This window comes from Paracoccus sp. pheM1, assembly GCF_018499825.1.
GTDB lineage: Bacteria > Pseudomonadota > Alphaproteobacteria > Rhodobacterales > Rhodobacteraceae > Paracoccus > Paracoccus versutus.
This window is the reverse complement of the sequence record NZ_JAGXCX010000001.1, coordinates 2654955-2668395: the sequence shown is the minus strand read 5'-3', so window position 1 is coordinate 2668395 and position 13441 is coordinate 2654955. Positions and strand designations below refer to the sequence as shown.

15 protein-coding genes are annotated in these 13441 nt (G+C 68.6%); 13 read left to right on the top strand and 2 right to left on the bottom strand.

Features of this window, described 5'->3' with window-relative positions; genetic code table 11:
- Positions 1-49: 49 nt before the first annotated feature.
- The 6 genes from KF941_RS13480 to KF941_RS13455 all read left to right on the top strand — a co-directional run bounded on the left by KF941_RS13480 (position 50) and on the right by KF941_RS13455 (position 4934).
- A complete protein-coding gene (locus tag KF941_RS13480; RefSeq protein ID WP_240540302.1) occupies positions 50-1129 on the top strand; it encodes an ABC transporter substrate-binding protein in 1080 nt (359 codons plus the stop codon).
- 172 nt (positions 1130-1301) lie between these two features.
- A complete protein-coding gene (locus KF941_RS13475; protein WP_036749889.1) occupies positions 1302-2243 on the top strand; it encodes a tripartite tricarboxylate transporter substrate binding protein in 942 nt (313 codons plus the stop codon).
- Positions 2240-2734, top strand: coding sequence for a tripartite tricarboxylate transporter TctB family protein (locus KF941_RS13470; RefSeq protein WP_036749888.1), 495 nt, complete (start codon positions 2240-2242; stop codon positions 2732-2734). The genes KF941_RS13475 and KF941_RS13470 overlap by 4 nt, the downstream gene beginning before the upstream one ends.
- A 3-nt stretch (positions 2735-2737) precedes the next feature.
- Positions 2738-4255 (top strand): tripartite tricarboxylate transporter permease, encoded by a 1518-nt coding sequence (locus KF941_RS13465; RefSeq protein WP_072463558.1) that lies wholly within the window; start codon positions 2738-2740, stop codon positions 4253-4255.
- 146 nt (positions 4256-4401) lie between these two features.
- On the top strand, positions 4402-4557 hold the full coding sequence (locus KF941_RS13460) for a hypothetical protein (RefSeq protein WP_166435514.1): 156 nt from the start codon (positions 4402-4404) through the stop codon (positions 4555-4557).
- Positions 4558-4769: 212 nt separating this feature from the next.
- Positions 4770-4934: a hypothetical protein gene (locus KF941_RS13455; protein ID WP_157034044.1), complete on the top strand. Its 165-nt coding sequence runs from the start codon at positions 4770-4772 to the stop codon at positions 4932-4934.
- Between the two features lie 83 nt (positions 4935-5017).
- On the opposite strand, the gene KF941_RS13450 is transcribed toward KF941_RS13455, so the two are convergent.
- A complete protein-coding gene (locus tag KF941_RS13450; RefSeq protein WP_036749884.1) occupies positions 5018-5275 on the bottom strand; it encodes a DUF1127 domain-containing protein in 258 nt (85 codons plus the stop codon).
- Between the two features lie 104 nt (positions 5276-5379).
- Here KF941_RS13450 and KF941_RS13445 point away from each other — a divergent pair, with 104 nt between their 5' ends.
- Positions 5380-6264, top strand: coding sequence for a LysR substrate-binding domain-containing protein (locus KF941_RS13445; RefSeq protein ID WP_114535174.1), 885 nt, complete (start codon positions 5380-5382; stop codon positions 6262-6264).
- Here the strand turns inward: KF941_RS13445 and KF941_RS13440 are convergent.
- Positions 6261-6701 carry a PACE efflux transporter gene (locus KF941_RS13440; protein WP_072463557.1) on the bottom strand — a complete coding sequence of 147 codons (441 nt, stop codon included), beginning with the start codon at positions 6699-6701 and terminating at the stop codon, positions 6261-6263. The genes KF941_RS13445 and KF941_RS13440 overlap by 4 nt on opposite strands.
- 93 nt (positions 6702-6794) lie before the next feature.
- Here KF941_RS13440 and KF941_RS13435 point away from each other — a divergent pair, with 93 nt between their 5' ends.
- From KF941_RS13435 to KF941_RS13410, 6 genes are all read left to right on the top strand, one after another.
- Positions 6795-7700, top strand: coding sequence for a LysR family transcriptional regulator (locus KF941_RS13435; RefSeq protein WP_214273569.1), 906 nt, complete (start codon positions 6795-6797; stop codon positions 7698-7700).
- 100 nt (positions 7701-7800) lie between these two features.
- Complete coding sequence (locus KF941_RS13430) at positions 7801-8706, top strand: ABC transporter substrate-binding protein (RefSeq protein WP_214273568.1); 906 nt, start codon at positions 7801-7803, stop codon at positions 8704-8706.
- 1 nt (position 8707) lies between these two features.
- Positions 8708-9664, top strand: coding sequence for an iron chelate uptake ABC transporter family permease subunit (locus KF941_RS13425; protein ID WP_214273567.1), 957 nt, complete (start codon positions 8708-8710; stop codon positions 9662-9664).
- On the top strand, positions 9654-10613 hold the full coding sequence (locus tag KF941_RS13420; RefSeq protein ID WP_214273566.1) for an iron chelate uptake ABC transporter family permease subunit: 960 nt from the start codon (positions 9654-9656) through the stop codon (positions 10611-10613). The genes KF941_RS13425 and KF941_RS13420 overlap by 11 nt, the downstream gene beginning before the upstream one ends.
- Complete coding sequence (locus KF941_RS13415) at positions 10610-11368, top strand: ATP-binding cassette domain-containing protein (protein ID WP_214273565.1); 759 nt, start codon at positions 10610-10612, stop codon at positions 11366-11368. Before KF941_RS13420 ends, KF941_RS13415 begins: the two co-directional genes overlap by 4 nt.
- A 102-nt stretch (positions 11369-11470) precedes the next feature.
- Entirely contained in the window at positions 11471-13432 is a 1962-nt protein-coding gene (locus KF941_RS13410; protein ID WP_214273564.1) for a TonB-dependent receptor, read from the top strand.
- The last annotated feature ends 9 nt before the right edge of the window (positions 13433-13441 follow it).

Below are 13441 nucleotides of genomic sequence, written 5' to 3'. Positions count from 1 at the left end.
GGCTCGGCGGGCTTGTGAACGGGCTGCCGCTTTGGCAAAGTCGCCGATCATGCGCCCGCTCGCCCGCCTTTTGCCAGCCATCGCCGCCGCACTCGCGCTGTGGCCGGGCGCGGCATCGGCGCAGGTGACGCTGTTTCCCGCCCCGCAGGGCGATGGGCAGGAGCTGTCGGTCTATTCCTCGCTCGACGACGACCTGGCCGCGCCGCTGGTCGCCGCCTTCCAGAGCCGCCATCCCCGCGTCGCCGTGCGCTACGAGAACCTGCTGACGACCCAGCTGCACGACCGCATCGTCGCCGAGACGCAGGCGGGCGACGGCACGGCGGATTTCGCCTTTTCCTCGGCCATGGACCTGCAGGTCAAGCTGGCGAACGACGGCTTCGCCCGCCCGGTCGAGACGCCGGACACGCCGGGCTGGCCCGGCTGGGCGAACTGGCGCGACACCGCCTATGCGCTGACCTTCGAGCCGGCGGTCTTTGCCTATCACAAGCCCAGCTTCGCCGATCATCCGCCGCCCGCCACCCGCGCCGACCTGATGCGCTGGATGGCCGAGCATCCGGCCGAGGCGCAGGGCCGGATCGGCACCTATGACGTGGCGCGCTCGGGTGTGGGCTATCTGTTCCTGGCCCGCGACCAGGAGCTTTATCCCGGCATCTGGTCGGTGGTGCAGGCGATGGGCCGGGCGGGGGTGCAGCAATTCCCCACCTCGGCCGAGCTGCTGGAGCGGATCGCCGACGGGCGGCTGGCGGTCGGCTACAACCTGCTCGGCTCTTACGCCGCGGACTGGGCGCGGCGGCATCCCGACCTGGGGGTGATCCTGCCGCGCGACTTCACCGTCGTCGTCTCGCGCGTGGGGCTGGTGCCGGCGGCGGCGCGCCAGCCGGGGCTGGGGGCGGATTTCCTGGCTTTCCTGATGTCGCCCGAGGGGCAGAGCCTGCTGTCGCGCACCCTGCGGCTTTCGGCCGTCAGCCTGGAGGTCGCGGGCCAGCCCGGCCCCGCGGGCGGGATGCAGGATCTGGCGGGATTGCGGCTGAAGCCGGTGCCGGTCAGCCCCGGCCTTCTGGCCTATCTGGACCAGGCGACGCGGGCCAAGCTGCTGGCGCGCTGGAACAAGGCGCTGGCCGGGGAATAATTTTCGCCGCGATGTCAGGTCCATGACAGCTTTCTGTGCTGGAAAGGCATGGGGCCCGCCTGCGCGCGGGCTTGCGGAGGACGCCTGCATTCCGGGAGAGATGCAGGCCAGACCCAGAAAATGCGGATAACGGGACCGGCGCGAATGCGTCCGGCCGATGCGGAGGAAGACCATGAAGCAATTCGTTCTCGCCAGCCTGTTCGCGGGGGCCGTCGCGGTCCCGGCCATGGCCGATTACACCATCATCGCCCCGGCCAACCCCGGCGGCGGATGGGACCAGACCGCCCGCACCATGCAGACCGTGATGCAAGAGGAAGGCATCTCGAAATCGGTGCAGGTGCAGAACGTGCCCGGCGCCGGCGGCACCATCGGCCTGGCGCAATTCGCCAGCCAGAACAAGGGCAACCCCGATACGCTGATCGTCGGCGGCTATGTCATGGTCGGGGCGATCCTGACCAACAACTCGCCCGTCTCGCTCAAGGACGTGACCCCCATCGCCCGGCTGACCGGCGAATACGAGGCGATCGTGGTTCCCGCCGCCTCGCCCATCCAGGACATCGCCGGGCTGATCGAGGCGCTGAAGGCCGATCCCGGCGCGGTCAGCTGGGCCGGCGGCTCGGCCGGCGGCACCGACCATATCGCCGTGGGCCTGATCGCCAAGGCGGCCGGCGTCGATCCGACCAAGATCAACTACATCGCCTATTCCGGCGGCGGCGAGGCCCTGGCGGCGATCCTGGGCAACCAGGTGACGGCGGGCATTTCCTCGCTGGGCGAGTTCGAGGCCCAGATCCAGGCCGGCACGCTGCGCCTTCTGGCCGTGACCTCGCCCGAGCGGCTGGAGGGCGTCGATGCGCCCACCCTGCAAGAGGCCGGGCTGGACGTGACGCTGGAAAACTGGCGCATGGTCGCCGCCGCGCCGGGCCTGTCGGACGAGCAGAAGGCCAAGGTCACCGCCGACATCGAGAAGATGGCCAAGTCGGAAAACTGGCAAAAGCAGCTTTCGGACAAGGGCTGGATGGACACCTACCTGGCCGGCCCGGACTTCGAGGCCCAGCTTGAACAGGACGTCACCTCGACCGAGGCGATCCTCAAGGACATCGGTCTGGTGAAATGAGCGGCAACCGCCACGAACCGCCGCGCCGCCGTGATACGGCGGCGCTGATCATCGCCGCCGGGCTGGTGGCGGTCGGCGGCGTGATGCTGTGGGACAGCGCGCGCCTGGCCGACCTGGGCGGCTATTCCGGCGTGGGCCCCGCCAGCGTGCCGCGCGTCGTGGGCTTCGCGCTGATCGGCCTGGCCGCCTGGACCGCCATCGAGGCGCTGCGCGGCGATTTCCCCCAGCGCCCGCCGCAGAACGCCGTGCCGGTCCTGTGGATCGTCGCGGGCCTGGCCGCGCAGCTGATGCTGCTGCATGTCGCGGGCTTTTCCATCGCCACGGGCATCCTCTTCGCCTTTACCGCGCGGGCCTTCGGCAAGCGCAACCTGGCGATGACCATTCCCATCGGCATCGTCTTCGCCTTCGTGGTCTGGGCGATCTTCTCGCAACTTCTGATGCTGCATTTGCCCGCCGGGCCGCTTGAGCATCTGGTCTTTCCGCGGGGCTGAGCCATGAGCGCATTCGAATTCCTGATGCAGGGGCTCGGCACCGCCGCCGACCCGATGATGCTGCTTTACGCGCTGATCGGCGTGACGCTGGGCACCGCAGTCGGCGTGCTGCCCGGCATCGGCCCGGCGCTGACCGTGGCGCTTCTGCTGCCCGTGACCTACCGGCTGGATCCGGCCGGCTCGCTCATCATGTTCGCCGGCATCTATTACGGCGGCATGTATGGCGGCTCGACCACCTCGATCCTGCTGAACACGCCGGGCGAAAGCGCCTCGATCATCACCGCGCTGGAAGGCAACAAGATGGCCCGCAAGGGCCGCGGCGGGCCGGCGCTGGCCACCGCCGCCATCGGCTCGTTCATCGCCGGGCTGATCGCGACGCTGCTGCTGGCCTTCCTTGCGCCCTGGATCGTCAAGGTGGCGCTGGTCTTTGGCCCGCGCGAATATTTCGCGCTGATGGTGCTGGCCTTCGTCACCGTCTCGGCCGCCTTCGGCGATTCGGCGCTGCGCGGGCTGACATCGCTGTTCCTGGGACTGGCGCTGGCCTGCGTCGGCATCGACCAGCTGACCGGCCAGGCGCGGCTGTCCTTCGGCGTGCCCGAGCTGCTGGACGGGATCGAGGTGACGACCATGGCCGTCGCCATGTTCGCCCTGGGCGAAGCGCTGTTCATCGCCGGCCAGCGCCTGCAGGTCGAGGACGAGGTGACGGCCGTCAAGGGCTCGATCTGGATGAGCCGCCGCGACTGGGCGCGCTCGTGGAAGCCCTGGCTGCGCGGCACCTTCATCGGCTTTCCCATCGGCGCCATGCCGGCGGGCGGGGCCGAGATCGGCACCTTCCTGTCCTATGCCACCGAGAAGAAGCTGACCAAGCATCCCGAGGAATTCGGCAACGGCGCCATCGAGGGCGTCGCCGGCCCCGAGGCCGCGAACAACGCGAGCGCGGCCGGCACGCTGGTGCCGCTGCTGACGCTGGGCCTGCCGACCTCGGCCACGGCGGCGATCATGCTGGCCGGCTTCCAGCAGTTCGGGCTGCAGCCCGGCCCGCTGCTGTTCGCCACCAACCCGACGCTGGTCTGGGGGCTGATCGCCAGCCTGCTGATCGCGAACGCCATGCTCCTGGTGCTGAACCTGCCGCTGATCGGGCTGTGGGTGAAGCTGCTGACGGTGCCGAAGCCCTGGCTTTACGCCGGCATCCTGCTGTTCGCGACGCTGGGCACCATCGGCGCCAACCCCTCGGCCTTCGAGCTGGGGATGCTGCTGGGCTTTGGCGTGCTGGGCTATGTGATGCGGCTTTTCGGCTATCCGATCGCGCCGATCGTCGTCGGCCTGATCCTGGGCCCGATGGCCGAGCAGCAGCTGCGCCGGGCGCTGTCGATCAGCCAGGGCGACTGGACGACGCTGGTGCAATCGCCCATCGCCGCGGTGCTTCTGGGCATCGCCGCACTGGCGCTGATCGTGCCGCTGATCCTGCGCGCCCGCGGCAAGGGCGAGGTGCTGAGCCAGCTGGCCGGCGAAGAGGACTGACCCGCCGCCCGGCCCGACAAGGGCCGGGCCCGCCATGTGCTGGCGTCATGGCCGCCTTGCCGTTTTGCCGCGTTGCAGAAAGGCTGGGCGAGGCCCATCTGTCTGTCATCGACATGTTCGATGAAACCTAGAAGACAGGCAGAAAAATGCACCGCGCTTATCATTCCCTCACCTCGGCCCTTTCGACCCTGCGGGCCGCCATCGCCGTCGCCTCGGCGGCCGAAGCGCACCGCCGTCCCGCCGCAGCCGACCTGCGCCGCCTGGGCATCGACGAGACGAAATTCGCCGCGATCCACCTCTGATCCGGGTCGGGCAGGCCGCGCCTACCCCTGCGTCGAAACGCCCCTGATGCGTTTCGGCGCTTTTGTCAGGATACCGTCAGGATTTTGTCTATATAGTCTGCTTCGTAGATACGCGAATCAGTGCAGACAGGTATGGAAAGAAACGACAGGCGGCGACCGGCACGAAAAATTCCCGCACCCTCGACTGACCTGCGCGGCGGGTGCGGTTCTGCATGGGCATCCTGATCGTTTCGATGCTGGTGGCGACGCTTTCCGCCCTGGCAGGATGCCTGTTCGGAATTTGCGGCCTGGTCAGCAGCCTGGCGCTCTATGCCGGATCGGGCGTTGCGACGGTCTTCGTCCTGGCCCTGGCGCGCTGCAGATCCGATACGGGCTGACGCCGGCGCCTTACGAACAGGTCAGGCACCGGCATGCGACTGCCGCGCACCCGGTGCATCAGGGGCGCGCGGCACAGGCTGGTCTACCACAGATGACGGCGCAGCGCGTCGCCTTCCTGCGAGGGGGCGGCCGCATCGCTGCGCGTGTCGGCCACGCCGATGTCGCGCAACAGATGCTCGGGCAGGTCGGCCAGCGCCTTGCGCGTCGCCGGATGATCCAACGCCGCCATCCGGTCCAGGCAGGGCGATAGGCTGGGCTTATCGCCACGCAGCATGGCGAACAGCCGCGACAGGATCGGCAGGAAAGGGCGTTCACGGTCGCATGCAGGATGGTCGGACATTTCAGCCCTCCTTTCAGTGGTCATGGTTGATCCATGACGCGATCATGCTAGTCTGGCGCCGGTTTGACCAACAAAGCCTCGGCAAGCACCCATAAGGCAGCCTTATGTCCATCCCCCCTCTCGCCGCCCTGCGCGCCTTTGAGGCGGTGGCGCGGCACCTGAGCTTTACCCGCGCCGCCGAGGAACTTGGCATGACCCAGGCCGCCGTCAGCTACCAGATCCGCCTGCTCGAGGAACGGCTGGCGACGCCGCTGTTCCTGCGCAAGCCGCGCGGCATCGTGCTGACCGAGACCGGGGCGCTGTTCGCCCGCCCCACCATCGACGCCTTTGACATGCTGCGCGAGGCTTATGCCGACCCTTCGGCGGATTCGGTCTCGACCCTGTCGATCTCGACCGTGCCGACCTTTGCCGGGGCGTGGCTGTCGCCGCGGCTGGGCAAGTTCCAGATGAACCACCCGAACCTGGCGGTGCGGCTGGAGACCGCCGACAACCTGGTCGATTTCGGGCGCGAGGACATCACGGTCGCGATCCGCGCCGGCGAGGGCGGCTGGCCGGGCCTCGAGGCGCATTGCCTGATGCCCATCGAATACACGCCCATGCTGTCGCCCGAACTGGCAAAAAAGCACGAATTGCGCGAACCGGCCGACCTGCTGAAGCTGCCGCTGCTGGACCGGGTGGACCCGAACTGGGCGGTCTGGATGCGCGAGGCCGGCGTCGATTTCTGGGAAATCCCGCCCAAGCCCGGCCTGACGCTTTCGACCGACCTGCACGAGGCGCGGGCGGCACTGGAGGGTTATGGCGTCGCGCTGCTGACGCCGCGCTTCTTTCGCTTCGAGCTGGCGACCGGCGGGCTGATCCAGCCCTTCCCGCTGGTGGCGCAGAACGGCCGCAGCTATTGGCTGGTCTATCCCACCGGCCGCCGCAACCGCCCCAGCATCCGCAAGTTCCGCGCCTTCCTGCTGGACGAGATCGCCCGCGATCCCGGCTAGGCCGGCTGCCCGCGCGGCATGTCGGGCAGCGGGAAAATCCGGTCATAGGCGATGTTGAAGACGAAGTTATAGACCAGGTAGAAGGCCACGATGAACAGGTCGAGCAGCAGCGTCTGCCACAGCGTCATGCCCAGGTACCAGGCCATCGGCGGCAGCAGCATGACCAGCAGGCCGCCCTCGAACAGCAGGGTATGCAGCAGCCGGTGATGCAGCGCCTTGCGGGTATGGCCGTGCAGCCAGCGCATCGCATGGTCGAAGCCCAGGTTGAAGACAAAGGTCCAGACCGTCGCCAGGGTCGCCGCCCCCACGCCCACCACGCCCATGTCGAGCAGCGGCTTGTCGTAAAGCCAGGCCGTCGCCGGGGTGATGATGGCCAGTCCGATGGTCTCGAACATCAGCGCATGCCGCACCCGGTCGGGGAAACTGCGCATCGTCATGGTCCGAATCTTTCCGTTGTTGCGTGTTGCGCCGTTTCTATCTTGATTCTCAGCAGAGCAAAGTTAGTTTCCATCTGAAAACGAGATGGATCGATGACCGTATCGCTGGACCAGCTGGAAGCTTTCGTCGCCGCCGCGCAGCACGGCTCGTTCTCGGCCGCGGGGCGGGCGCTGCGCAAGGCGCAATCCGCGATCAGCACCCAGGTCTCGAACCTGGAGGACGACCTGGGCGTCGCGCTGTTCAGCCGCGAGGGGCGCAACCCGGTGCTGACCCCGGCGGGCGAGCGGCTGCTGGCCGAGGCCAGGGTGGTGCTGGACCGCCGCGAACACCTGATCGGCGTCGCCGCCAGCCTGACCGCGCATGTCGAGCATCGGCTGGCCGTCGCCATCGACGAGCTTTATCCCGAACAGCCGCTGGCCACGCTTTTCGCCGATTTCGCCGCGCATTTCCCGCATGTCGAGTTGGAGCTGCTGTTCCCGATGATGGAGGACGTCAGCCGGCTGATGCTGGACGGCAAGGCCGACATCGGCGTGATGTGGCGCCAGGAAATCCTGCCGACCGAGATCGCCTTTCACACCCTGGGCTGGGTGCCCCTGAAGCTGGTCTGCGGCAAGGACCACCCGCTGGCGAACACGCTGGTCGATTGGGAGGAACTCAAGCGCCACCGCCAGCTGATGGTGGCGGTGCGCAGCGAGGGGCCGGAAAAGCAGCGCCTGCGCACGGCGGCCGAGGTCTGGTGGGTCGAAAGCCACTGGGTGATCCTGCAAATGGTCCGGCAGGGCATCGGCTGGGCGCTGGTGCCGGACCATATCATCGACAACTCTCCGGTCCGCGACGAACTGGTGACGCCGCCGCTGCAATTCGACGGCGCCGACTGGCCGGTGGCGCTGGAACTGGTCTGGCACAAGCAGCGCCCCAGCGGCCCCGCCGCGCGCTGGCTGCGCGAGCGCTTTGCCGCCATGCGGATCAACGGCCTGCCGGGCCGGGACGCGGTCTAACGGCCGCGTGCCCAGCAATCCCGATAAAAACCCAAGGTCAAAGCTTGACCCCGTCCCTGCCGGGCATTTACCTGCGCCCGACGATCCTCAGGAGGCAGGCATGTTTGGCAGATTGATCGCAGCGACCGCAACGGCGCTTGTCCTGGGGACCGCGGCCTGGGCCCAGCCGATGACCATCGCCCATTCCCAGGGCGAAACGGTTCTGCCGGCGCCGCCCGAAAAGGTGCTGATCCTGGACATCAACGCGCTGGACATCGCCCATGCCCTGGGCGCACAGCCGGCCGGCGTGCTGGGCAGCAACCTGCCGGATTACCTGCAGGACTATGCCGACCCCCTGCCCAAGGTCGGCACGATCTTCGAGCCGGATTACGAGGCCATCGCCGCCTCGGGCGCCGCGCTGATGATCGTCGGCACCCGCACCGCACCGGCCTATGCGGAAATGTCACGGATCCTGCCGACCGTGGACCTGAGCCTGGGCGACGACCTCTTCGCCTCGGTCCGCGGCAATGTCGAGACGCTGGGCCGGATCTTCGGCAAGCCCGAGCAGGCGGCCCGGATGGTCGAGGCGCTGGACGCCAAGATCGCGCATCTGAAGGAAATCGCGCCGAAGGCCGGGACCGCGCTGATCCTGGTCACGAACGGCGGCAAGCTGGGCGCCTATGGGCCCAAGTCGCGGGTGGGCTGGATCCACAGCCAGCTGGGCTTTGCCACCGTCGCCCCGGACATCGACGACCGCTTCCACGGCGGCGACGTGATCTCGTTCGAATATATCCTGGAACGCGACCCCGACTGGATCTTCGTCATCGACCGCGATGCCGGCGTGGGCGAGGCGGGCGCGGGCGCCCGCGCCGCGCTGGACAATCCGCTGATGGCGCGGACCAGGGCGGTGCGGGACGGGCATGTCGTGCATCTGGACCCGCATGCCGCCTATATCGCCTTCGGCGGCTATACCGCGCTGAACCGGCTGCTGGACCAGCTGACCGAGGCGCTGGCGGCGCGATCCTGAGATGTCCCGGCTTGCGGCAGCGGTGGCCCTGACCGCCGGGCTTGCGCTGGCAAGCCTGTTCGTCGGCGTGTCCCATGTCAGCCTGCGCGGCATCCTGGCGGGGCAGGAGCTCGACTGGCTGGTGCTGGTCGAAAGCCGGCTGCCGCGGATGCTGGCCCTGCTGCTGTCGGGCGCCTCGATGGCGATCGCCGGGCTGCTGACGCAGATCGTGATCCGCAACCGCTTCGTCGAGCCGGCCAATACCGGCACGATGGAATCGGCGGGGCTGGGGCTGCTGGTGATGACGCTGGTCGCGCCCGGCGCGCCGATCATCGCCAAGATGGCCGCCGGCGCGGGCTTTGCCATGGCGGGCACGGCGCTGTTCCTGGCCATCCTGCGCCGCGTGCCGCTGCGCGACCCGATGCTGGTGCCGCTGGTCGGCATCCTGCTGAGCGGGGTGATCTATGCCGGCACCGCCTTTGTCGCCTATCGCTTCGACCTGATCCAGACCGTGCTGGCCTGGACCCAGGGCGACCTGTCGGGCGTGCTGCGCGGCCGCTATGAACTGTTGTGGCTGGGTGCGGCCATGGCCGCCCTTGCCTGGCTGGCCGCAGACCGCTTTACCGTCGCCGGGCTGGGGCGGGACATCGCCAGCTCGCTGGGCCTTGCGCATGGGCGGGTGGTGGCACTGGGGCTGGCCATCGTCGCGCTGGTCACGGCGGTCGTGGTGGTGACGGTGGGGATGATCCCCTTCCTGGGGCTGATCGTGCCGAACATCGTCAGCCTGGCGCTTGGCGACAACATGCGCCGGGCGGTGCCCTGGGTCGCGGTCTCGGGCGCGGCGCTGGTCCTGGCCTGCGACATCCTGGGCCGGGTGATCCGCGCGCCCTACGAGGTGCCGCTGGGCACGGTGCTGGGCGTGCTGGGCAGCGGCGTCTTCCTGGTCCTGATCCTGCGGAGCCGCGACCGTGCCGCATGAGCGCCGCGCCAGGCTGGCCCTGCTGGTCCTGGGCCTGCTGGCCCTGGGTGCGATCCTGGCCTTCATGACGCTGGGCGCGCGCGGCAACTGGGGCTTCGTGCTGCCGTTTCGCGGCAGGAAACTGCTGGGCCTGCTGCTGGTCGGCCATGCCGTCGCCTGCTCGACCGTGCTGTTCCAGACCGTGACGGCGAACCGCATCCTGACCCCGGCGATCATGGGCTTCGATTCGCTTTTCGTGCTGTGCAGCACCGTGCTGGTGGCGCTGTTCGGCTCGGCCGCGGTGGCGGGGCTGGACCCGCGGCTGGTCTTCGGCCTCAACGTCCTGCTGATGGTCGGGGCCTCGATGGCGCTTTACCTGTGGCTTTTCGGCGGCGAAGAGCGCAGCCTCCACCGCCTGCTGCTGATCGGCGTCGTCTTCGGCATCTTCCTGCGCATGCTGGCGGAATTCGTCCAGCGCCTGCTGGACCCGAACGAGTTCATGGTGCTGTCCGACATGCTGTTCGCCAGCTTCGGCACCATCCCCCCGACGCTGCTGGGCATTGCCGTTGCCGCGGTCGCGGGGGTGACGCTGTGGCTGGTCCCGCGCCTGTCGCGGCTGGACGTCATCGCGCTTGGCCGGCCGGTGGCGGTGAACCTGGGCATCCGCTGGCGGGCCGAGGTGCTCTCGGTGCTGGCGGCGGTTTCGGTCCTGGTCGCGGTCTCGGCGGCGCTGGTCGGGCCGGTGCTGTTCTTCGGCCTGATCGCGGCCAGCCTGGCACATCTGGCGGTCGGGCAATCGGCGCATCGCTACCTGCTGCCCGCCGCCTCGCTGGTCGGCATCATCATGCTGATCGGCGGCCAGACCGTGCTGGAGCGGGTCTTTGCCTTCAACACCGCGCTTGGCATCCTGGTCGAATTCGCCGGCGGCATCACCTTCATCGCGCTATTGATCGGAAAGGGCCGCCGATGATCGAGATCAGCAACCTCTGCAAGAGCTATGGCGCGGCCCCTGTGCTGCACGATGTGTCGCTGAGCCTGCCAAGGGGCGGGATCACCTCGCTGATCGGGCCGAACGGGGCGGGGAAATCCACGCTGCTGTCGCTGATCGCCCGGCTGATCGCGCCGGATTCGGGCAGCGTGACGGTGGACGGGCTGGACGTGACCCGCGCGCCCGGCCCGGTGCTGGCGCGGCGGCTGGCGATCCTGCGGCAGGAAAACCACCTCGTCGCCCGGCTGACCGTGCGCGAACTGGTGGGCTTCGGCCGCTTCCCGCATTCCGCCGGCCGGCTGACGCCCCAGGACCGCGCCGCCATCGACCGGGCGCTGGACTATCTGGAGCTGGCGCCGCTGGCCGACCGCTTCATCGACCAGCTGTCGGGCGGGCAGCGCCAGCGTGCCTTCGTCGCCATGGTGCTGGCGCAGGACACCGACTATCTGCTGCTGGACGAGCCGCTGAACAACCTGGACATGAAGCACGCCCAGGCGATGATGCGGCTGCTGGCCAGCGCCGCGCGGGAACTGGGCAAGACGGTGATCGTGGTGCTGCACGACATCAACTTCGCCTCGTGCCATTCCGACCGCATCGTCGCCATGCGGCAGGGCCGCATCTTCGCCGCCGGCACCCCGGCCCAGATCGTCACCCCCGACCTGCTGGGCAAGCTTTACGAGATGCAGATCGCCGTGCGCGAGATCGACGGGCAACGCATCGCGCTTTTCTACGGATGATTCTAAACATGCAGTTGCATGTTTTAGGCGGAACCGCTATCCGGCGGTGGAAAAGCCAGGGCCGCAGGCCTCAGCCAGCCTTTCCCGGAACGGAGCTTGCTGATGGCCGCACCCTTTTCCCCCCGCCTGATCATGGCCGCCACCGCGGCGCTTGCCCTGCCCGCCGCGGCCCAGGAGACGGCAGAGACCGTGGTCCTGCTGGACCCGATCACCCTGCAGGCGCTGGATGCCGACGGCAGCGCCGCCGACCGCGGCGCCAGCCAATATGTCGCTGCGGCCGAGCTGGAGCGGGCGCGGATGGGCGATCTGAAGGATCTGTTCACCGGCATCGCCTCGGTCTCGGTCGGGGGCGCGATCCCGGTGGCGCAAAAGATCTTCATCAACGGCGTGGACATGCTGAACCTGTCGGTGACGGTGGACGGGGTCGAACAGAACAACCGCGCCTTCCACCATGTCAGCGCCAATGCCATCGACCCCGGCCTGCTGAAATTCGTCCGCGTCGACGCCGGCGTGGCGGCGGCGGATGCCGGCCCGCATGCCGTCGCCGGCGCCGTGGTGATGGAGACGGTGGACGCCGCCGACATCCTCGAGGACGGGCGCAGCTTCGGCGGCAACATCCGCCTGTCCTATGGCGACAACGGCCGGACCTTCGGCCGTGCGGCGACGCTGGCCGGGCAGGCGGGCGGCTTCGAATGGCTGGGCTATCTGAAATCCGCGACCGGCGACGACTACAAGGCCGGCGGCGGCGACAGGATCACCGGCTCGGCCGCCGACCTGCAAAGCGCGCTGCTGAAGCTGGCCTACGAGACGCCCGATGGCCACCGGATCGAGCTGTCCGGCCAGCGGCTGCACGACGATGCGCTGCGCCCCTATCGCGCCAACATCGGCCATATCGAGGGCGGCCGCCCGGTCCCCGAGCTGCGCCGCTACGACACCTCCCGAACCAGCTGGTCGCTGTCCTATGAAAACACCCAGGCCGAGGGCTTCTGGGATCCCCGATTCGTCATCGGCCGCTCGGAAAGCCGGGTGCACGTCGACCAGCCGACCGCTGCGCCGCCCTATGTCAGCAAAGGCGACAGCGACACCTTCTCGGCCAAGCTGGAGAACCGCTTCCACCTGAACGACGCCGACAGCGTGACGGCGGGGATCGACTGGTACGACCGTTCAAGCACCTACAGCGATCCCGCCAGCGCGCTGGACGAGAACGCCCGCAACATCGGGCTTTACGCCCAGGCCCGGCTGGAGCCGGTCGAGCGGCTGGACCTGTCCTTCGGCCTGCGCTGGGACCGGCAGGAGTTTACCGGCACCAGCGGCTGGAAGGACCGGAACGCCGGCTTCAGCGGCAATGCCTCGGTCGCCTATGGCGTCACCGATGCGCTGGTGCTGCGCGCCGGGGCCTCGACCGTCTTCGGCGGCATCGCCATCGAGGACAACTACATCTTCAACGGCGCCTGGGACTACGACGTGCTGCGGCCGGCGCGCGCGCGCAACTATACGCTGGGCTTCGACTATCAGGCCGGCGACCTGCGGCTGGATGGCGAGCTGTTCCTGACCCAGGTCGACAACGCCCGCGGCGGGGCCTATGCCGGCATCGAGAATTTCGACTTCGAAAGCCGGGGCTACAACCTGGGCCTGGGCTATGGCTGGGACGGCGGCTATCTGCGCGCCAGCATGTCGGACAGCCGGGTCAGCGTGAACGGCGACCCGGCCTCCAGCTACCAGGCGCTGGATTTCGGCGCGCCGCTGGGCCGGGTGTTTTCCATCGAGGCGCAGCACACGCCGCTGGGCAGCCCCTTCACCTATGGCGGCAGCATCGAGGCGGCGGCGAAATACGACCGCATCGAGGGCGATTCCGACCGCACCATCCCCGGCTATGCCGTGCTGAACCTGTTCGCGGAATATGCGCCGACCGCGGTGCCGGGGCTGGTGCTGCGGGCCGAGGTCGCGAATCTCTTCGACAAGGATTACGCCGACCGCGCCACCTATGGCGGCGACTATGCCACCGTCACCCCGCTGCGCGAGCCGGGGCGCACCCTTTCGCTGGTGGCGACGAAACGGTTCTGACGGGCCCTC